The 19,136-nt window shown below is 48.2% G+C and carries 18 protein-coding genes, 3 tRNA genes, 3 pseudogenes and 1 riboswitch; of the genes and pseudogenes, 13 read left to right on the top strand and 11 right to left on the bottom strand.

Annotation, left to right across the window (positions count from 1 at the left end):
* Positions 1–66 precede the first annotated feature (66 nt).
* From ACTWJ7_RS27985 to ACTWJ7_RS27970, 4 genes and pseudogenes are all read left to right on the top strand, one after another.
* Positions 67–142: transfer RNA gene (locus ACTWJ7_RS27985), tRNA-Lys, on the top strand.
* A 17-nt stretch (positions 143–159) separates the two neighbouring features.
* Positions 160–242: transfer RNA gene (locus ACTWJ7_RS27980), tRNA-Leu, on the top strand.
* 172 nt (positions 243–414) lie between these two features.
* A pseudogene (locus ACTWJ7_RS27975) lies at positions 415–844 on the top strand (helix-turn-helix domain-containing protein).
* Between the two features lie 121 nt (positions 845–965).
* Positions 966–1,382 carry a helix-turn-helix domain-containing protein gene (locus tag ACTWJ7_RS27970; RefSeq protein WP_079350826.1) on the top strand — a complete coding sequence of 139 codons (417 nt, stop codon included), beginning with the start codon at positions 966–968 and terminating at the stop codon, positions 1,380–1,382.
* A 128-nt stretch (positions 1,383–1,510) separates the two neighbouring features.
* Here the strand turns inward: ACTWJ7_RS27970 and ACTWJ7_RS27965 are convergent, their stop codons facing one another.
* From ACTWJ7_RS27965 to ACTWJ7_RS27940, 6 genes are all read right to left on the bottom strand, one after another.
* Positions 1,511–2,293, bottom strand: a complete 783-nt coding sequence (locus ACTWJ7_RS27965) for an urease accessory protein UreD (RefSeq protein ID WP_443146060.1) — start codon at positions 2,291–2,293, stop codon at positions 1,511–1,513.
* Positions 2,294–2,408: 115 nt separating this feature from the next.
* Positions 2,409–3,131 (bottom strand): urease accessory protein UreG, encoded by a 723-nt coding sequence (ureG, locus tag ACTWJ7_RS27960; RefSeq protein WP_024630701.1) that lies wholly within the window; start codon positions 3,129–3,131, stop codon positions 2,409–2,411.
* A 34-nt stretch (positions 3,132–3,165) separates the two neighbouring features.
* Entirely contained in the window at positions 3,166–3,864 is a 699-nt protein-coding gene (locus tag ACTWJ7_RS27955; protein ID WP_024630700.1) for an urease accessory protein UreF, read from the bottom strand.
* 307 nt (positions 3,865–4,171) lie between these two features.
* A complete protein-coding gene (gene ureC, locus ACTWJ7_RS27950; RefSeq protein WP_285075146.1) occupies positions 4,172–5,890 on the bottom strand; it encodes an urease subunit alpha in 1,719 nt (572 codons plus the stop codon).
* On the bottom strand, positions 5,887–6,276 hold the full coding sequence (locus tag ACTWJ7_RS27945) for an urease subunit beta (protein ID WP_301879619.1): 390 nt from the start codon (positions 6,274–6,276) through the stop codon (positions 5,887–5,889). The genes ureC and ACTWJ7_RS27945 overlap by 4 nt, the downstream gene beginning before the upstream one ends.
* Before the next feature lie 18 nt (positions 6,277–6,294).
* A complete protein-coding gene (locus tag ACTWJ7_RS27940; protein WP_443146431.1) occupies positions 6,295–6,564 on the bottom strand; it encodes an urease subunit gamma in 270 nt (89 codons plus the stop codon).
* Between the two features lie 292 nt (positions 6,565–6,856).
* Between ACTWJ7_RS27940 and urtA the strand changes: the two genes are divergently transcribed.
* From urtA to urtE, 5 genes and pseudogenes are all read left to right on the top strand, one after another.
* On the top strand, positions 6,857–8,107 hold the full coding sequence (gene urtA, locus ACTWJ7_RS27935; RefSeq protein WP_301879618.1) for an urea ABC transporter substrate-binding protein: 1,251 nt from the start codon (positions 6,857–6,859) through the stop codon (positions 8,105–8,107).
* A 153-nt stretch (positions 8,108–8,260) separates the two neighbouring features.
* Positions 8,261–9,166, top strand: a complete 906-nt coding sequence (gene urtB, locus ACTWJ7_RS27930; RefSeq protein WP_443146059.1) for an urea ABC transporter permease subunit UrtB — start codon at positions 8,261–8,263, stop codon at positions 9,164–9,166.
* Positions 9,167–9,187: 21 nt separating this feature from the next.
* Positions 9,188–10,278, top strand: a pseudogene (gene urtC / locus ACTWJ7_RS27925) (urea ABC transporter permease subunit UrtC).
* A pseudogene (urtD, locus tag ACTWJ7_RS27920) lies at positions 10,241–11,049 on the top strand (urea ABC transporter ATP-binding protein UrtD). Before urtC ends, urtD begins: the two co-directional pseudogenes overlap by 38 nt.
* Entirely contained in the window at positions 11,027–11,722 is a 696-nt protein-coding gene (urtE, locus tag ACTWJ7_RS27915) for an urea ABC transporter ATP-binding subunit UrtE (RefSeq protein WP_301879615.1), read from the top strand. The pseudogene urtD and the gene urtE overlap by 23 nt, the downstream one beginning before the upstream one ends.
* Before the next feature lie 26 nt (positions 11,723–11,748).
* Here urtE and ACTWJ7_RS27910 read toward each other — a convergent pair whose 3' ends face one another.
* From ACTWJ7_RS27910 to ACTWJ7_RS27900, 3 genes are all read right to left on the bottom strand, one after another.
* Entirely contained in the window at positions 11,749–12,402 is a 654-nt protein-coding gene (locus ACTWJ7_RS27910) for a hypothetical protein (RefSeq protein ID WP_301879614.1), read from the bottom strand.
* A gap of 27 nt (positions 12,403–12,429) precedes the next feature.
* On the bottom strand, positions 12,430–12,633 hold the full coding sequence (locus ACTWJ7_RS27905) for a hypothetical protein (protein WP_024629318.1): 204 nt from the start codon (positions 12,631–12,633) through the stop codon (positions 12,430–12,432).
* Positions 12,634–12,907: 274 nt separating this feature from the next.
* Entirely contained in the window at positions 12,908–13,609 is a 702-nt protein-coding gene (locus ACTWJ7_RS27900; protein ID WP_301879613.1) for an urease accessory protein UreF, read from the bottom strand.
* 421 nt (positions 13,610–14,030) lie between these two features.
* Here ACTWJ7_RS27900 and ACTWJ7_RS27895 point away from each other — a divergent pair.
* Positions 14,031–14,113, top strand: a tRNA-Leu gene (locus ACTWJ7_RS27895).
* Positions 14,114–14,261: 148 nt separating this feature from the next.
* Here the strand turns inward: ACTWJ7_RS27895 and ACTWJ7_RS27890 are convergent.
* Positions 14,262–14,738 carry a glutathione peroxidase gene (locus ACTWJ7_RS27890; RefSeq protein ID WP_024629320.1) on the bottom strand — a complete coding sequence of 159 codons (477 nt, stop codon included), beginning with the start codon at positions 14,736–14,738 and terminating at the stop codon, positions 14,262–14,264.
* Between the two features lie 367 nt (positions 14,739–15,105).
* Positions 15,106–15,280, top strand: a riboswitch (cyclic di-AMP (ydaO/yuaA leader).
* A gap of 117 nt (positions 15,281–15,397) precedes the next feature.
* Here ACTWJ7_RS27890 and ACTWJ7_RS27885 point away from each other — a divergent pair.
* A complete protein-coding gene (locus ACTWJ7_RS27885; RefSeq protein WP_228469185.1) occupies positions 15,398–15,796 on the top strand; it encodes a hypothetical protein in 399 nt (132 codons plus the stop codon).
* 161 nt (positions 15,797–15,957) lie between these two features.
* On the top strand, positions 15,958–16,641 hold the full coding sequence (locus tag ACTWJ7_RS27880; RefSeq protein ID WP_301879612.1) for an HAD family hydrolase: 684 nt from the start codon (positions 15,958–15,960) through the stop codon (positions 16,639–16,641).
* A 165-nt stretch (positions 16,642–16,806) separates the two neighbouring features.
* Here ACTWJ7_RS27880 and ACTWJ7_RS27875 read toward each other — a convergent pair whose 3' ends face one another.
* Entirely contained in the window at positions 16,807–18,102 is a 1,296-nt protein-coding gene (locus tag ACTWJ7_RS27875; RefSeq protein WP_079351045.1) for an Nramp family divalent metal transporter, read from the bottom strand.
* 457 nt (positions 18,103–18,559) lie between these two features.
* Here ACTWJ7_RS27875 and ACTWJ7_RS27870 point away from each other — a divergent pair, with 457 nt between their 5' ends.
* Complete coding sequence (locus ACTWJ7_RS27870; protein WP_024629325.1) at positions 18,560–18,979, top strand: organic hydroperoxide resistance protein; 420 nt, start codon at positions 18,560–18,562, stop codon at positions 18,977–18,979.
* Positions 18,980–19,136 lie beyond the last annotated feature (157 nt).

Raw genomic sequence — 19,136 nt, 5'->3', positions numbered from 1 at the left:
TCCTCATAAAGTCATAGCTCCTGAACAAAAGAGTTACGCATGGCACATCCGGTGAAGTTACAGCAAGAGCCATTAGCTCAGTTGGTAGAGCACCTGACTTTTAATCAGGGTGTCGAAGGTTCGAGCCCTTCATGGCTCACCATTTTTACAATTAAATATGCGGTCGTGGTGGAATGGCAGACACGCTATCTTGAGGGGGTAGTGGGTGTATACCCGTGGAGGTTCGAGTCCTCTCGACCGCATCACAGCAACAGACGTTATAAGATAGACTCTCATGATTATTCATGGGAGTCTATCTTTGTGTTATGAGAAATACCAGAACGTATTCCTGGGATTAAAAGGCTGAGGATTCAGGAAGGTTGTGGTATAATTTAGGTACATGTATTGATTATTACGGTTGGAAGGCGGTTCTGTATGCAGTCGATCTATGAGCGAATTGAACACCTGATTGCCGAACGAGGAATGACCAAGAAGGCTTTCTGCCAACAGCTGAAGATCAGCACGGGCAATCTGGGTGACTGGAAACGCGGTAAATCTATTCCGAGTACGAATAAACTAATCGAGATTGCTTCGTTTTTTGATGTGAGCCTGGACTGGCTCATGATTGGCCGCTCCATCCAAGGAGGCGATGGTGCGGGAAAAACGGGAGGATTATTTTTTTGACGTGTTGCGGCAATTGAATTGCCAAGAAAGCGAATTATCGACTGTGGAACAGTCTTTTATCAGTGAATATATTGAGTTTACCCGTTATCGCAAATCCAAGGAAAGCAAAAATTCAGGCGACTTTCGTTACAATGGAGAAGATAAGCCGGTAGCGGATGAATCGGTGCACCGGAAAGATTAAGCACTTCTCTTCATTACAATTTTTATGTAATATAATGCCATAATTGGGTTTGATCATTTGTTCGGCAATGAATTGGAGAGACGTAAAATTTTTAAGTGATTCGGATAGGAGGAAGTTCTGTATGCAGTCGATCTATGAGCGAATTGAACATCTAATTGCCGAGCGAGGGATGACCAAGAAAGAGTTCTGTAAACAACTGAAGATTAGCACAGGTAATCTGGGTGACTGGAAACGAGGCAAATCTGTCCCGAGTACGAATAAACTCATTGAAATTGCTGCGTTTTTTAATGTGAGCCTGGACTGGCTCATGATTGGCCGTCCATCCAAGGAGGCGATGGTGCGGGAAAAACGGGAGGATTATTTTTTTGGCGTGTTACGGCAATTAGATTGCCAGGAAAGCGAATTATCGACTGTGGAACAGTCTTTTATCAGTGAATATATTGAATTTACCCGTTACCGCAAATCCAAGGAAGGCAAAGATTCAGATGACTTTCGCTACAAGAGAGTAGATACGCCCGAAGACGATGGCACGATATAGCTCCAATTGCGATGTGATCGGCTAGCTCGGATAAGCTTAAAACCTCTGAACAGATCCGAATCCATTCGGTAAGCTGTCCAGAGGTTTTTGGTTTTTTAGAACAGTGTCATTATGAGTTTTCGAATGGCTCATCGGACCGAATTAAAACCGTTATTTGCGGAAAGCCAGCATTTCTTTGCCCAAAAGATCGGGTCGAAGAGTGTTCCAAATCTGTAGGCACTGCTCCTGAAGTTCCCAGGCTGCCATTCCGAGCAAACGAACACCAATCCCGCCTGTAGCGAGCAAGCTGGCCCCGGCAAGCATGCGACCATCTGGGGAAGAATGGACCGTACGGACTCCAGCTGTGCTGCACCCAAACCAGGGGCAATCATCCATAAAGCCGCAGTGTGGGTGTAGTCTAACAACGCTGCGGATGATTTCGGATCATCGGATTCTGGTTCGAGCCCAAAGCGATCCCAGACGGCCAATTGCTTCCCTTGCCAAATTTCTGTCAGACTGCGATATCGCTTGAACTGAAAGGCTTCCCCTCGATGAATTCGCCCAGCGGACCAGATATCCGCATACGCAAGTACTGCTTGTTCACCCAGCTCGAAGGTCGTGGTGAGTGAGGATGAGCTGCCTTTAAACGGAATAACACATTCAGGAAAGTACTCCAGCACCGCTCCTTGTTCCAGTCGGAAGTGATGGTTCACAGATGACGGAACAGTAGGTGTGGGATGAAGCCTCGTGGCTGATGTGCTGCTTAGCATTACGTGAGTGTTCTGGCACAACTGCCACTCGGATCGATAATGATCACCGTTCAGCACGCCTGGAGAGACGTCTGAAGTGTATATACATAATTCATCTCCGCCACCCGGAGGTCGAAAGGATCGACTGAACCGGAGAGGGGCGCTATAATACCGATCAGTCATGACGGTGCGCCCGCCTTGAAGAACGAAAGTGGCCCGAAGCTCGCTGCGGCGTATCACGGCCTCTCCGGCACTGCAATTCAGTCCGTGTTCAACTCCATGTAGAGAGGAGGATGAATTAGTGGCTGTGTGTCGTACCGTGCTCATGGGTGTGCGTATGCAGATGCGCAGCGGAAGCATCGTCATCCATATATTGATGTTCAAGCCAATGGACAATTTCGGATACCCCTTCACCGCTCATCAGGTTTGACATCACATATGGCCTTCCTTCACGTACCCGTTCGGTATCATCCTTCATCACTTGCAGACTTGCGCCAACATAAGGAGCAAGGTCGGTCTTGTTAATCAGCAGCAGGTCTGAGCGTGTGATACCCGGACCGCCTTTGCGAGGCAGTTTTTCACCCTGAGCCACGTCAATAATATAAATGAATACGTCCGCCAGTTCCGGGCTAAATGCAGCAGAGAGGTTGTCGCCACCGCTTTCGATAAAGATCAGCTGCAGGTCAGGAAAGCGTTCAATCAATTCATCAACGGCTTCGAAATTCATTGAGGCATCCTCTCGAATAGCGGTATGCGGACAGCCCCCTGTTTCTACACCGATAATACGTTCCGGTGCGAGCGCGTTCTGACGCAGCAAAATCTCGGCATCCTCTTTCGTGTAAATATCATTGGTAATAACGGCCAGGCTGTAGCGTGTGCGCAATGCCTTGGACAGCTTCTCCACGAGGGCTGTTTTTCCTGAACCTACCGGTCCGCCGATTCCGATTCGCATCGGGCGACTCCGATCAAATACCTTACGTTCCCATCCTGCATGATGCGTATGATTAGCTCCTCCACACATAACAAATTCCTCCTTGGTTTTGAATTAAATATAGTCAGGACATGAATAGACGGGCTGGCAGACTCTCATGCCTCATGGCATAGATTTCCTGGGCAATACCGAAGCTGTGCATATCTTCCGGGTCGTTATCCCGGATTTGAGACCATTCTGAATCAATATCGTTCAAAAGTTTCTGAATAAGCATCTGTGCCTCGGTTTGCCCGATGGGTAGAAGGCGCAGAGCACTATTAACATAAGCGTTAACAGAGGTGTACAGATGTCCAGTGACGGCTTCGTCCAGTCCGATTTCCAGTTGATAATTGATGTAGCCGTGAATCGTTGTGATGCCGCAAAAGGCACCATGATCCTTTATGGCTTCATCAATTAGTGTGAAATCCATCCATGGGTAAAGTGACCTCGCGAGCTTGAGTAATCGCTTCCCCATCTTGTGTCCGCTTTCCCGCAGCTCCCTGGGGGTCCGCTGTGCGTGTACGCGTTTGTCATAAAGGGCCAGAAGGGCGGCGTCCTGTTGCTCGATGGCTTGGTAGACACCTTTAATGGCGAGACCATCGATCCGCACGAGGCTGGAATGAAGCTGGCCGCGAATGAATTGTTCAAGCTGGGCGGTGGTCCGTATCCTGCCATCATGAGTGTATGCCTCCAGACCGAACGAGTGGGAGAACCCGCCAATGGGCAGGGCTGAATCCAGCAGTTGAACATAACGGAGCAGTTTCGTGCCGCTGTGCATCATCATGCGTGTCCCCTTCTTATGTGTGTAAATTACAATCCAAATCTAATATAAATTTTTTAAAAATATAAGATGAACAAGCGGTTTACACGAGAACGTAGAGGGCAGAAAAAACCTGGAGAAGCGTAGCGCTCGCCTAAAAGATTTCTAAAAGAAAGCTACGTCGAAAGCATACGCTATCACAAGATTTCTCCCTTTCAAAAGGGATCAAAGAAATCTGGGGATAACAGCGATCGGAAGGTTGTTCTGCCAGCGGAGTGATCAAGTGTAAGCGGAACAGTTCTACTTATATTTTGCTTTTTTATATTAGATGTCAAAACATGAAATAGCGTTGAGCCATTGGCAATTCATCCGCAGGTTCACAGGTGAGGAGTTCACCATCGGCCCGAACCTCATAGGTTTCGGGATCGACTTCGATGACGGGTGTGACGTCGTTATGGATCATGTCCTTTTTGCTTACTGAGCGGCAGCCTTTGACAGGTTCTACGCGTTTGTTCAAGCCCAATGTCTCCTTGATTCCTGCATCTGCTGCGGCTTGGGAGACAAAAGTGATCGACCCTTTGGCAATTGCGCCGCCGTAGGCACCGAACATTGGTCTACCGAATACGGGCTGCGGCGTAGGGATCGAGGCGTTGGGGTCACCCATCTGGGCAAAGGTGATCATGCCGCCCTTGATGACCATCTCGGGCTTTACTCCGAAATAGGCCGGGTTCCAGACGATCAGGTCTGCGAGCTTGCCTACCTCTACGGAACCGACGAGATGGCCTATACCGTGAGCAATTGCCGGATTGATCGTATATTTGGCAACATACCTTTTGATCCGATCGTTATCGGAGGGGGAGCCTGAGGTCAGTTCAAGCTTGCCTCGCTGCTTTTTCATCTTGTCGGCGGTTTGCCAGGTACGAATAATCACTTCGCCAACCCGGCCCATCGCCTGCGAATCCGAACTGATGATGCTGAATACACCAAGATCATGCAAAATGTCTTCGGCCGCGATCGTTTCGGGACGAATCCGTGAATCAGCAAAGGCAACATCCTCAGGGATGGACGGGTCCAGATGGTGACAAACCATCAGCATATCGAGATGTTCTTCTACGGTATTGCGTGTGTAAGGACGTGTTGGATTGGTTGAAGAGGGGATGACGTATGACTCTCCGGCAGCGCGAATAATATCCGGCGCGTGTCCGCCGCCAGCACCTTCCGTATGGTAGGTATGGATCGTGCGTCCGTTAATGGCTGCCAGTGTATTTTCTAGAAATCCGGTCTCGTTCAGCGTATCGGTATGAATGGCTACTTGAACATCATGCTCTCCGGCTGCGGTCAGACAGGCATCAATAGCGCTTGGCGTTGTGCCCCAATCTTCATGCAGCTTCAGTCCAATGACACCGGCTTCAATCTGTTCAATTAATGGGGCGGTGCTGGAACTGTTGCCTTTGCCGAGATAACCGATATTCATGGGAAATGCCTCTGCGGACTCCAGCATGCGGTGGATATGCCACGCTCCGGGTGTACAAGTTGTGGCTTTAGTTCCGGTTGCAGGTCCTGTACCGCCGCCGATCATGGTTGTTACTCCTGAAGATAATGCCGTTTGAATCTGTTGTGGACAAATAAAATGAATATGGGTATCAATACCTCCCGCGGTCACAATCATGCCTTCTCCGGCAATGATTTCGGTCGATGCGCCAATAACCAGCGCGGGATCAACTCCGTCCATCGTATCGGGGTTACCGGATTTGCCGATTGCGCAGATGAGGCCATCGCGGATGCCGATGTCTGCTTTTACAATCCCCCAATGATCAATGATGACGGCGTTGGTGATGACTGTATCAGGCGTACCATCACTGCGAAGGGCAGATGTGGACTGACCCATTCCATCACGAATAACCTTGCCCCCGCCGAATTTGCTTTCATCCCCATAGACCGCATAATCATGCTCAATCTCCGCCCATAGTTCCGTATCTGCCAATCTGACGGCATCCCCGGTCGTCGGCCCGAACATGGACGCGTATTGTTCCCGGCTCATTCGTTTCATATAGGGTCCCCTCCGTTCTGCACAGGGGGTGCGAAGGCCTTCAGAAATGCTTCCAGTTTCTGTGGATCAGGTGGCTGATCTGCCGAACCCTCAGTTAATCCGTTAAATCCATAAATCTGACGTTTGCCGCCAAATGTGGTGAGTTCGACCGGTTTTTCTTCACCGGGTTCAAACCGGACAGCAGTGCCTGCCGGAATATGCAGGCGGTGGCCGAAAGAGGAAGGGCGATCGAAGTCCAACGCAGCATTGACTTCATAGAAGTGAACGTGAGAACCGACCTGAACGGGACGGTCGCCGCGGTTCAGTACAATCAGACGCACGGTTGAGCGATCGGGATGACAGACGATCTCATCATCCTGTTTTAAGCGATATTCACCAGGGATCATGGAGTTCTCCTGCCTTTCTCAGCGTATAGGTTCATGGACCGTGACCAGTTTTGTTCCGTCAGGAAAAGTGGCTTCCACCTGTACCTCAGGGATCATATCGGGCACACCATCCATGCAGTCTTCACGTGTCAGGATCGTGCCGCCGTATCTCATCAACTCTGCGACACTCATGCCATCGCGTGCGCGTTCCATAAGTTCGGAGGTCAATAATGCGATTGCTTCGGGAACATTCAGTTTAAGTCCGCGTCCTCTGCGTTCGCGGGCGAGGTTAGCGGCCACGGTAATCAGGAGTTTTTCTTTTCCTGTTCAGTCCAGTGCAAGGCAATCCGACCTTTCCCTTAGATAGTCTATATCGTCATGGATCATGTTATATGTTAAATATACTCACACAGGGTGGACCCTTTGTCAATATGGTTCTAATTATATTAGCAGTATGCATGAAACGAGTATGCAAGAAATAAAATTGTGTAAGCATTATTGACACGGTGAGTGTGACCCTCCATAATTTGGATCAACGAACATTTCGGACGTATATGACCTTAATGTTCGTCAATAGACTAAAAAAAGGGAGTGTAGGCTATTGAAGAAGAGGTCGATCAAGTTATGGAGTGTTTTGCTCGGTGCAGTCATTGCGTTGACAGGGTGTGTGGAAGGTGGCTCGCCGCCTGAGGCATCGGGTTCCAGTGGGACGGGAGAACCTGCTTCGTCCGGAGATACGATTAAAGTAGGTGTTCTTCACTCCCTGAGTGGAACGATGGCGATCAGTGAAGTGTCGGTTAAGGATGCGGAGATGCTTGCCATTGAAGAGATCAATGCAGCGGGCGGAGTTCTGGGTAAACAGATCGAGCCTGTGGTCGAGGACGGCGCTTCCGATTGGCCTACATTTGCGGAGAAAGCAGGGAAGCTGCTTCAGCAGGACAAAGTAGCCGCTGTATTTGGCGGATGGACCTCTGCGAGTAGGAAAGCGATGCTTCCGGTGTTTGAACAGAACAAGGGTCTGTTGTTTTATCCGGTGCAATATGAAGGATTGGAATCATCACCCAACATTTTTTATACAGGAGCCACAACGAATCAACAGATCGTACCGTCTGTAACCTGGTTGCTGGAGAACAGGGGCAAGAAGTTCTACCTGCTGGGTTCAGATTATGTGTTCCCGAAAACGGCCAATCAGGTCATTAAAGCCCAGCTGGCAGCTGAAGGTGGCGAAGTGGTAGGCGAAGAATATACACCGCTGGGGCATACGGATTACAGTACGATTATTAGCAAAATCAAGGCTGCCAAGCCGGATATTGTATACAACACGCTGAACGGGGACAGCAATGTCGCCTTTTTCAAACAATTGAAGGATGCCGGGATCTCTTCGGAGCAGTTGACCACTCTGTCAGTAAGTGTGGCGGAGGAAGAAATCCGAGGGATTGGTGCGGATGTGCTGAAAGGGCATCTGGCTTCGTGGAACTATTATCAGACAACAGATACTCCTGAAAATAAAACATTTGTAGAGAAATATAAAGAAAAATATGGAGCTGATCGGGTGACGGCCGATCCGATTGAAGCGGGATATGTGGCGGTTTATCTGTGGAAAGCAGCTGTGGAGAAAGCTGGATCAACTGATGTTGAAAAGGTGAAGGAGGCCGCCAAAGGTTTAGAATTCGATGCGCCGGAAGGAAAAGTGACGGTGGATGGAGAGAACCAGCATATCTACAAAACGGTGCGGATTGGCGAAGTGCAGGAAGATGGACAGTTCAAGGAGTTGTGGAACTCGGGCGCTCCAGTCAAACCTGATCCGTATCTGAAAACGTACGAATGGGGTGCTTCCCTTAGTAATAAATAGCAAAGGCATCTCACGTCAAAACTGCTAAAAAACCGACGAGGGTGAGACAACACACCCTCATACAACATTACGGTAAAGCGTTGATGTGGAATGGAAATGGTGTCTTGTACCCATTTTTAATTCAGATGTTCACAGCATGAGGAGGGAAAGGCGATGGATATGTTTGTCCTGCAACTGTTCAATGGGTTAAGCATCAGTTCCATCCTGCTGCTGATTGCTTTAGGCCTCGCAGTTACGTTTGGACTGATGAATGTCATTAACATGGCTCATGGTGAATTGATCATGATCGGCGCTTATGCTACGTATGTGACGCAGAACCTGTTCATTTCGTACGCTCCGCCAGCGTGGTTTGATGTCTACTTTATTGTAGCTTTGCCTATCGCCTTTGGTGTGGCGGCTCTTATAGGCTGGTTGCTGGAAGTGGTGCTGATCAGACATCTGTATGGGAGGCCGCTCGACAGTCTGCTTGCGACATGGGGCGTAGGTATGATGCTGCAACAATTGGCCCGAACGATATTTGGAGCACCAAATGTAGGAGTATCCAGTCCGGCTTGGCTTAATGGAGGTCTGACCATCGCGGACGGCATTGTGTTTCCGTACAAACGGATTTTCATTATTGTGCTGGTTGCGATTGTGTTGTTGTGTATGTACTTGTACATTTATCGGACTTCTTCCGGGAGACGGATGAGGGCGGTGATGCAGAATCGAAGTATGGCGGGCTGTCTTGGGATTTCCACCAGACGAGTGGATGGCATGACCTTTGCCATTGGTTTGGGCATTGCCGGGATCGCTGGATGTGCCTTGACGCTCATTGGCCCGATTGGCCCTTCACTGGGTACGTATTATATCGTGGATGCATTCATGGTGGTTGTGCTGGGCGGTGTCGGGAAACTGGTAGGGACCGTGTGTGGTGCCCTCGGGATTGGCATGTTCAATACGTTATTCGAAACGTATACCTCCGCCTCCATCGGTAAGGTGTTGGTATTTGTCTGTATTGTAGCTTTTCTCCAATGGAAGCCGCGCGGGCTCGTTGCCATACGGACCCGGAGTCTGGATTAATGCGAAAAAGGGGGTTATGTAATGTCTGCACTTCTCAAGACGGGTAGTCTGAAAATGAAGATCATCTGGGCCGTTGTCCTGATCATGATGTGTCTGGCTCCGCTTATTTCCACGGAATTCCGGCTTAGTTTGTTGGCGAAATTCCTGGCCCTGGCCATTCTGGCGATTGGTCTGGATCTAATCTGGGGATATGGAGGGGTGCTTAGTCTGGGGCATGGCGTATTCTTCGGACTTGGCGGGTACGCCATGGCAATGTATCTGAAGCTGCAGGCCAGTGGTACAACACTTCCGGACTTTATGGGATGGAGTGGTCTTAGTGGTCTGCCGTGGTTTTGGGAGCCATTTAGGTCATTTCCGGTGGCGCTATTGCTGGGCATTGCTCTTCCGGCATTACTGGCCTTTGCCTTGGGGTGGTTCACGTTCCGTAACCGGATCACCGGTGTGTATTTTACAATCCTGACCCAAGCTCTAGTCCTCATTACAGTGACGTTATTCGTTGGCAAACAGGAATGGACGGGAGGGACCAATGGTATAACGGGATATAACGCCATCTTTGGTTTTACCCTACATTCGGCAGGGACAACGATTGCTCTCTACTATATAACGCTTGTCGTACTGGTGCTCGCCTATCTGCTTTGTCGCCGGGTGGTGAACAGCAGGTTCGGTCAGGTGCTTGAAGCTGCGCGCGATGGGGAGAATCGGGTTCGCTTTCTTGGATATGACCCGGCAGGTTTCAAAACGCTGGTCTTTGCCCTTTCCGGAGCGCTGGCAGGAATTGCTGGTATGTTATTTGTGCTCCAGGTAGGGATCATCTCGCCTTCGATGATGGGAATCGTGCCTTCAATTGAGATGGTGTTATGGGTTGCATTGGGCGGTCGGGGACGCTGATTGGTGCGGTGATCGGAGCTGTGGTGCTGAACGCGGCCAAAACGGGTATCAGTGAAGCTTATCCGGAAGGTTGGTTGTTTGTCATTGGAGGGCTCTTTGTAACCGTGGTCTTGTTCATGCCGAATGGACTTGTTGGTGTGTACCGTCATGTCGTGCGCTTGCTGAAACGGAGAGGAGAGGTTGTGCATGTTCCAGTCAGTCAGGAGAAACCAAAAGTCTACTGAGGTTCCGGTAGTGCTGGTTGCTGAGGAAATTACGGTGGCATTTGGCGGTTTTGTTGCAGTCAAAGGCATGAATCTGAAGCTGTATGAACATGATCTGCATTTTCTGATCGGACCGAACGGTGCGGGAAAACGACAATGCTGGATGTCATTTGTGGCAAAACCAAGCCTGTGTCCGGTACGGTGAAGATGGCGGATGGTGCGGATCTGACACGCCTGAAGGAGCACCAGATTGTTCGGAAAGGGGTAGGGCGCAAGTTCCAGGCCCCATCGATCTTTGCTGGGCTGACCGTGCAGGAGAACCTGACGCTGGCTGCGGAAACTCGTCGTTCTCCTTTACAGGCGCTAGGCATTCAGCGGTATTCGAAAATAAGTCCTGCGATGGAGCGGATTACGCACCAAATTGGTTTGAAGGAACGTGTGGATGCACGTGCAGGGGCCTTATCCCATGGGGAGAAGCAGTGGCTCGAGATTGGCATGCTGCTGCTGCAGGAACCCCGTGTATTGCTGCTGGATGAGCCGGCAGCGGGAATGACGGATGAAGAGACACATAAAACAGGCCGCCTATTGCAGGAGATTGCACGAGAACGGTCTGTTGTGGTGGTGGAGCATGATATGGAGTTTGTGCGCGAGTTTGCAGCCAAAGTGACGGTGATGCATGAAGGCAAGCTGCTAAAGGAAGGTACGATGGCGGAAGTGCAGGAAGATCCGAGAGTGGCTGAAGTGTATCTGGGCAAAAGGAGGGATGAGCATGCTGTCGCTGCAACGAATTGAATCTGGTTATGGGGAAAGCAATGTGCTGCGCGGCGTAAATCTGGATGTCCGGCCGGGTCGGGTGGTATGCCTAATGGGGCGCAATGGTGTAGGGAAAACCACCTTGATGAAAACATTGATGGGTCTTCTTAAAACGCGGAAGGGAAGTGTTCAGTGGAAAGGTCAGGAACTATCCACCCACGACCCGGCCAGGCGGGCCAGGGCGGGAATTGGATATGTGCCACAGGGACGAGAAATCTTCCCGCAGCTTACGGTAAAAGAAAATCTGTTGCTGGGTCTGGAGACAAGCAGCTCAGGAGTGAAGACGTTCCCGGAGGATGTGCTGGCCATGTTTCCGGTGCTTGCCACAATGTATGGAAGGCAGGGTGGTGATCTGAGTGGCGGTCAGCAGCAGCAGTTGGCCTTTGCCCGCGCGCTGGCTTCAAGGCCTGGTCTGCTGCTTCTGGATGAGCCGACAGAAGGCATCCAGCCTTCCATCGTAGAGGATATCCGGCAGGTTATTTTGCAAATTAAAGCAAAAGGTGAGATCTCCATCTTGCTGGTAGAGCAGAGTATTGATTTTGTACGCGGTGCTGCAGATTATATCTATGTAATGGACAAAGGGGCAATTGCACTGCAAGGAACACCGCAGGAACTGGATATGTCGCAGTTTGAGCACCATCTGTCTGTGTAGCTAAGGTTCGTGGTGGTAGGGAGAGTTCAGGCGTGCTTGTCCAGAATGTTGGAGTACTTCGGATATAGTCTTCGGATGCAATCCGGGCAGATATCATGGGTGAATTCAGCATGAGTATGCTTCTCCAGATAACTCTCAACTGAATTCCAGCTGTCCTGTTCATCCTTAATCTGTTTGCAGACAGCACAAATGGGAAGCAGTCCGCGCAACGTGCGCACTTCGGACAGAGCTTTCTTCAATTGGCGTTCTGTCTGTTTCTGTTCGGTAACATCCGTGTGTGCAATCAGTGCGAGATCAGACAGCAGGGATGGGTCGGCCTGAATCAATGGGGTGAGTTCGAGACGGAACCACCGTTGTTCGTTGTGGGCCGTTTGAACGAAGATGTCATATGTATGACTGTCTTTAAAAGGTGCAGTGATACTTTTCAACTCCTGAACGATCTTCGCATTCTTTGCTTGTTCCTCGCGTAATGTCCACCCCTCTATTAAACGAAGGTAATAAGATGTTTCGGGTATGGTGCTGGAGTGGCTGGATACGCCCGGTTTGGGAAGCAGTTGCCCGAGTCCTTGTTGCCAAGCCGTATTGCAGCTGCGGATGATCCAGTTATGGTCTACGATGATGAGCTGGTGTTGCATGGACTGGAACGATAATCTCTCCAGATCGGATATTAAGTACCTCATGAAATGAGCTCCTCCTTGGCAGAAAACTTATCTTAAATCATCTGGAATTTCCAAAATATCGGCGACCTGGTTCCTGAACCGGGTTGCTTTGCGTGTACCGTGGATGAGATTGGACAGACGGTATGGCGGGATGTCGTACTGTTCACAAAATGTCTTTTGGTCGACCTGGAGCTCGGTTAGTCTTCGTTTGATGGCCCATCCGAAAGGAGTCACAGGTTTCTTTTTGTTCAAAAGGGTTCACCCCTCAGTGGAATATAGTATTCAGCCGGTTATTCTTGATGTAGAATATATAGATATGCGAGCTGTATAATTTATTATATACGTATTTGCGTCATCTAACAATTAAAAAAGACGGAAATAAGTGTATTTTATTATGTAAAATGGCGTAATTACGTTAAATAGACAAAATAAATGACATGAAAAACACGCCAGCGATGAGGTGCGGCGTGTTTTTCATGTTTTACTGTATGAGGAGGTGAGTTGTATGGGGGTGAAGGGGTAGAGATCAGGCCCTATAGGCGTGAAGTCCTGCTCCAAGCATATGGAAGCTGGGGAATAATGTTTTCATGGACATTGAGGCTGGTTGTACCAGTCCATCCGCAGCGGAGGCGCTGACGGTATGCCATTCATGCTCCAGGTCTGCGGCGAGGCGAACCAACAGGTTCTGGGTTGTATCGGGAGTGAGGGGAATCACCTTGGAGGCTTCGGTTATGCAGGCACTCATGGCTGAATACAGATAACCAAGGACTGCCTCCTCGACAGGGATTTCGAGGTGGTGGTTAATCCAGGCGTGAACAGTGGAAAGGCAGCCAACGGATTCATACTTAGCCAGAGTCTGTTCAAGCTCGCTAAAATCAATCCAGGGGTGGAGTGCACGAGCCAGCTTAATCAATCGTTTTCCCATTGTAGAGGCATGTTCTCTGAGGCTTGCTGGGGTGCGCTGGACATGAACGAGTTTGTCGATAAGGGCTGTACGCCACGCGTCATTATGATCTGTGGCGGTGTATATGCCTTTAATCGCCATACCTTCCAGACGCACGATACTGGGGTGCAATTGACAGCGCATGAATGATTCTAGATCTTCAGCACTGCGAATGGTTCCTTCAGTAATATGGGTATCCATACCAAAAGAATGGGTGAACCCTCCGACCTGGATAGAGGAATCAAGCAGTTTGACGTAATCGAGCAGCTTATTCCCACGGTTCACAATCTTTCGCCTCCTACGTTCGTTAAATGTAATGTAAAATAACATTTATACTCTGTTTTAGTTCGTTTTAAGTTCGTAAATCCGAATTATATGATATATATGTTCACATAAATATCCGCTTTTTGTCAATAGTTTCTGGGTTTTAAATTTAAAAATCTTTATTATGTTAATTTATATTACAATTTAAGTTATCTTGTTTAAGGTGAATGGAGTAATTGTTCCTTATAAAGGAAGTAGAGTGATCCGCCTGCTCGGATATAAAAACGGGATCAATTTTAATCATATGTGCTTTTTAGGAGAAAATGACGAGATTATACGATTTTTGGAAGGGAAAGCGCAGTTAAAATGATAATATTAAAAATGCTTTACATTTAAACTTGAAGCGGGTATAATCAATTCTGTTGCCGATTATTTACGACATGCGGTCGTGGTGGAATGGCAGACACGCTATCTTGAGGGGGTAGTGGGTGTATACCCGTGGAGGTTCGAGTCCTCTCGACCGCATCATAAGAACGATTAAGAAGAAGCTTCCCATACGGGGAGCTTCTTTTTATGTTTTTTTACAGTAAAGATGAGTCCAGACAAAAAAAGGTCACCCGTTTCCCTGAATGCATGCTCATTCTGTCTGCAGGGTTCGGATGGCCTTGAATTGTTATTTAAGCAATTCTTTGATGTCTGCTTCAATTTTATCAGGTGTTGTTTTGGGAGCATACCGTTTCAAAACACGTCCGTTCTGATCCACAAGGAATTTGGTGAAGTTCCATTTGATGGCTTTGGAGCCGAGTACGCCAGGTGCTTCTTTGGTTAGATGCTGGAATAGAGGATGAGCGCTTGAACCATTCACATCGATCTTCTCAAACATGGGGAAGCTGACACCATAGTTCATCTGGCAGAACTCGGCAATATCATCAGAAGAGCCTTTTTCCTGTGCAAACTGGTTGCTTGGAAAACCAAGAACTTCAAATGGGGAATCTTTGAACTTATCCTGGAGTTCTTGCAGACCTTTGAATTGAGGTGTAAGGCCGCATTGGCTTGCTGTATTCACGATAAGCAGTACTTTGTCACGATAGTTGGACATCTCAACTTCCTGACCGCGAAGGGTGTTTACTTTGTAGTCGTAGACTGACATGAAAATCGCCTCCATTTCATATTCTTCTATCATTTATTATATTGATTGCAATTAAATATTGCAAAATTAATATTGTTTTTTTAACGCTATTTGGACCTCTCGTGTATGAACTGTGAATGTTTTGCTACCTGAATTTCGCTAAAGAGAGAATTAGAGAGCTTTGAAGAGATGGGTGGAGAATGGATGTGTTGTAAGCGCTATTATTGATGTGAAATGGCAAAAATCCGTCGATTCGGTGATCTGCGCAGACTTTACACCGATATGGCACGGGTGTATGATTCATATCGTAATTCCAATTTCAATTAAATTTTACATGAAAAACGAAACAAACGATAATATCGCTCTGATTAAGGAACATAATGGAACGATGTTTTAATCGCTGAGTTTCCATTCATTCATGGGTGGGAAACGGGGAACCAACAGGATGAACTGTCCAGGACAGTAGGCATCCATGGGGTGAATTTTCCGGTGACAGCCGGAAATAGGGCGACTCTCGCGCCCGAATCCGTCAGCTAACCTCGTAAGCGTTAAAGGGAGAGGCAACAAGCCGTACGCTGGTTCATAGTGTCTTTTTGCTATGGATTATTGAAGAAGCGTCCGGGAGGCCTTGGTCCCCCACGCTTCTTTTTTGTTGTCTTTTCACGCCAAGGGAGGAACGAATGATGGATAAAGAGATGATCTTAGTGACTGCTCCAAATGAAGCAGGACGTAAATTTATCAAATTGCTGATGTACAAAAAAATGCCGTTTGCCGTTCTGACCAACAGTGCAGGGGAAGAGCGCAGGCTCCGGAGAATTGGTGTGGAGCATGTCATTCGCATGAACACGGCTGCAGCTCAGAAATGGTTTTTGCCGCAAGGCAGTGTAGGCAATGTTTTTATTTTTGAAAATAGCCTAAACCTGACCTGCCGATATTTGCAGATCTGCCGCTCCTGGACATCCAAGTCCCTGTGTGTCATTACAGAACAAAGCCACCCCAAAGGGATCTATCGGGGAATGGGAGCAGACCGTATCGTATATTCCTTGAATGGGGAAGTTGGGTTTCTGCTTAATGGTTAGTGGTACTATTCCTGTGATTGATCCAGTGTCAGCTGCCTGTTATAATTGAAATCATAAATATACGGAATATTGAGGAGACTCATGCATGATGGTGGGTCTTCTTTTTTATGGTTTGGGAAATGGGGAAATGAATTTCCTGTGGCTAACGAGGAGGAATAGGCGTGCCGGATGTACGTGGAATACAATGGTTGTTCTTTGATGTGGGGGATACGCTTGTGGACGAGTGGGAGCCGGTGGATGATATTATTGGTCAGTTCGTTCGAGAAGCTTGTGCGCTTGGTTATCAGGTGGAGATGCAGACAGTACGAGAACTATTTGCCGCCTCCTACCGAAATTACGAGCAATGGCCGATGAAACTGGCTATTCGTACCCTGATCAGCGATGAGCGGCACCGGGAACAGATACAGGAGAAGCTGAAGTTCCGCAAAGAGCTTGAACGCCCCTTCGCGTCAGCCGACGCTGTTCTCCAGACGTTGTCGCAACACTATAAGATTGGCATCATTGCCAATCAGAGCCCGGGGACGGAAAATCGGCTGGATAGCTATGGTTTGCGTAAGTACGTGGATGTGCTGGCCTGTTCCGCTGAAGAAGGAGTGTCCAAGCCTGATCCTGAATTGTATGCTGTAGCTCTGAAACAAGCGGGATGTAAACCGGAGGAAGCGGTCATGATCGGCGACCGGATTGATAATGATATTATTCCGGCTAAGAAGCTGGGTATGCACACGATCCGAATTTTGCAGGGGTATGGCAGGTTCCAGCCGGAGCTAGCAGATGCAGACCGTCCAGACTGGACGGTTGAATCACTGGATGAACTACTTCCCTTGTTGATGGTAACTCAAAATTGATAAATAAACTAAAAGCGGTATTTAGAGCTGATCTCTAATCGGTATGGATCAGGTTGGATTAGGCTGCTGCTAAAAAATATAAAAGGCTGATCATCTCAAGGGATACGTTACTTGAGTTGATCAGCCTTTTTGAGTTAGACAAAATACGGATTAGTTTTCTTTAACCTAGAACAACCGAATGGTCTGGATGATCAGATACACATTCAGGATAACGATAACTCCGGCAATGATCCAGGAGATGATTTTGAGCCACAGCTTGTTAGCAAAATCCCCCATGCTTTTTTTGTCACTCGTAAACATGATCAGTGGAATAACGGCAAAGGGGAGCTGCAGCGACAACAGAACCTGGCTCAGAATCAGCAGTTCTTCTGTTCCGTGCTCTCCGGCAATAGCTGTTACGATAACGGCCGGGATGATTGCAATCAGACGTGTTACCAGCCGACGAAGCCACGCCGGAATACGAATGTTCAGGAAGCCTTCCATTACAATCTGACCGGACAGTGTGCCGGTGAGTGTTGAGTTCTGGCCTGAAGCCAGCAGGGCTACACCGAACAGGATGCTGGCGATGGTGGTTCCCAGCAAAGGTGTCAGCAGATGGTAAGCATCCGTAATTTCCGCAACCTGGGTCATGCCTGCACTATGGAACACGGCAGCAGACACAATCAGGATGGCTGCATTGATGAACAGGGCCAGTGTTAAAGCGATTGTTGAATCCATGGTGGTATACAGAATCGCTTCTTTTTTACCCTTAGTTGTCTTTTCAATCTGACGGGTCTGTACGATAGAAGAATGCAGATACAGATTATGGGGCATCACGGTTGCGCCAATAATGCCGATGGCGATGTAGAGCATGGCTGGATTTTGCAAAATTTCGGCACTGGGTACAAAGCCGTGCATGACGCCGCCCATATCCGGTTTGGCGAGAAAAAGGTCAATCCCGAAGCAGAGGGCGATGGTAGCCATCAGCACAATAACGAGCGATTCCAATGCGCGGAAGCCTTTATTTTGCAGCAAAAGAATGACCAGTACATCGACAGCGGTAATAATGACGCCATATAACATGGGAATGTTGAACAACAGTTTGAGCGCGATGGCTGAACCAATAACCTCGGCAAGGTCGGTGGCTGCAATTGCAAGCTCACACAATATCCATAACACCATCACGACAGGCATGCTGAATCGTTCGCGGCAGGCTTGCGCCAAATCCCGTCCTGTGACAATCCCGAGCTTACCAGCGAGAGACTGTAACACAACAGCCATCAGGTTTGAAATCAGAATAACGGACAATAGGGTGTAGCCGAATTGTGAACCACCTGCAATATCAGTTGCCCAGTTCCCGGGATCCATATATCCAACGGCAACCAGGTAACCCGGTCCAACAAAAGCTAGGAACTTTTTCCACCAAGCAGCGTTCTGAGGCACCTTCATGGAGCTATGGGCTTCCCCGAGAGAGGGGGCCATACCCGCAGCCAATGGTTCATTGGAAGGAGCGTTGAACGGATTTTTTTTACTCATAATATAATCACCCGACTTTGAAGTATTGATATTCTATATGAAGAGGAACGATGTCATTCCTTTGATTAAATTTGAACATTGAAATCAAAATGAAATCAAAATCAAAAAACGTAATTAAACTACTTTCGATATGTCTAAACGTTTATGTTGATACTTACATTGTACTCCTTCAATTATTTTTGTCTAGTGCAACTTTTGTGTAGAAGGACAAGATTTACCGGAGAAGGAGTTGTGCCTTAGTATATTACCCAACCCTTAATAAATAACCAATGTGCATCTCACGTGCATGAAAATAATAAAGATGTAAAAGCTGAATAAGGAACAACATGCGTTTCAAAATAAGCCAGAAGTTTAAATTGAATAGTAGGCATTAAAAAATTTGAAGGTGAAGGAGAGATTTTTAATGGAAGCTTTATATACAGCAACAGCGACAGTTAAAGGTGGACGTACAGGTTCGGTGGCTTCTTCGGATGGTGTGCTCAAGCATGATCTGAAAATGCCAAAAGAGCTTGGAGGCCCTGGTGGTGAAGGTACCAACCCTGAACAGCTCTTTGCAGCTGGATACGGTGCATGTTATGAGAGTGCCCTCGCCAATGTGGCGCGCAAAGCAGGCGTGAAGTTGGAGAATGTGGTGGTAACCAGCAATGTATCCATTGGCAAAGACCCTGCGGATGACGGTTTCCAGCTGTCGGTACGTTTGGATGTGAGCATGCCTGGTGTGGATCACAGTCAAGCCGAAGATCTGGCGCGCAAGGCACATGATTTCTGTCCTTACTCCAAAGCAACACGCGGCAATATTGATGTGGTACTTAATGTAGTTTAAGACCTGACTCCTAGGAGTAGAGGGAACATATAGAGCAGGGTATCTTTGGATACCTGACGTTCGATTACAAGACCCTGCTGGCCATCGGCAGGGTTTTGTATTGTATAATCCCGTTGGAATGCAGGAGATTGCATGGTGGACAGCGTACTATTTTACA

Source organism: Paenibacillus sp. 1A_MP2 (assembly GCF_052244825.1).
Classification (GTDB): domain Bacteria; phylum Bacillota; class Bacilli; order Paenibacillales; family Paenibacillaceae; genus Paenibacillus; species Paenibacillus vandeheii.
The sequence above is the reverse complement of the archived record's forward strand: the minus strand, read 5'-3'. Positions and strand labels throughout refer to the sequence as shown.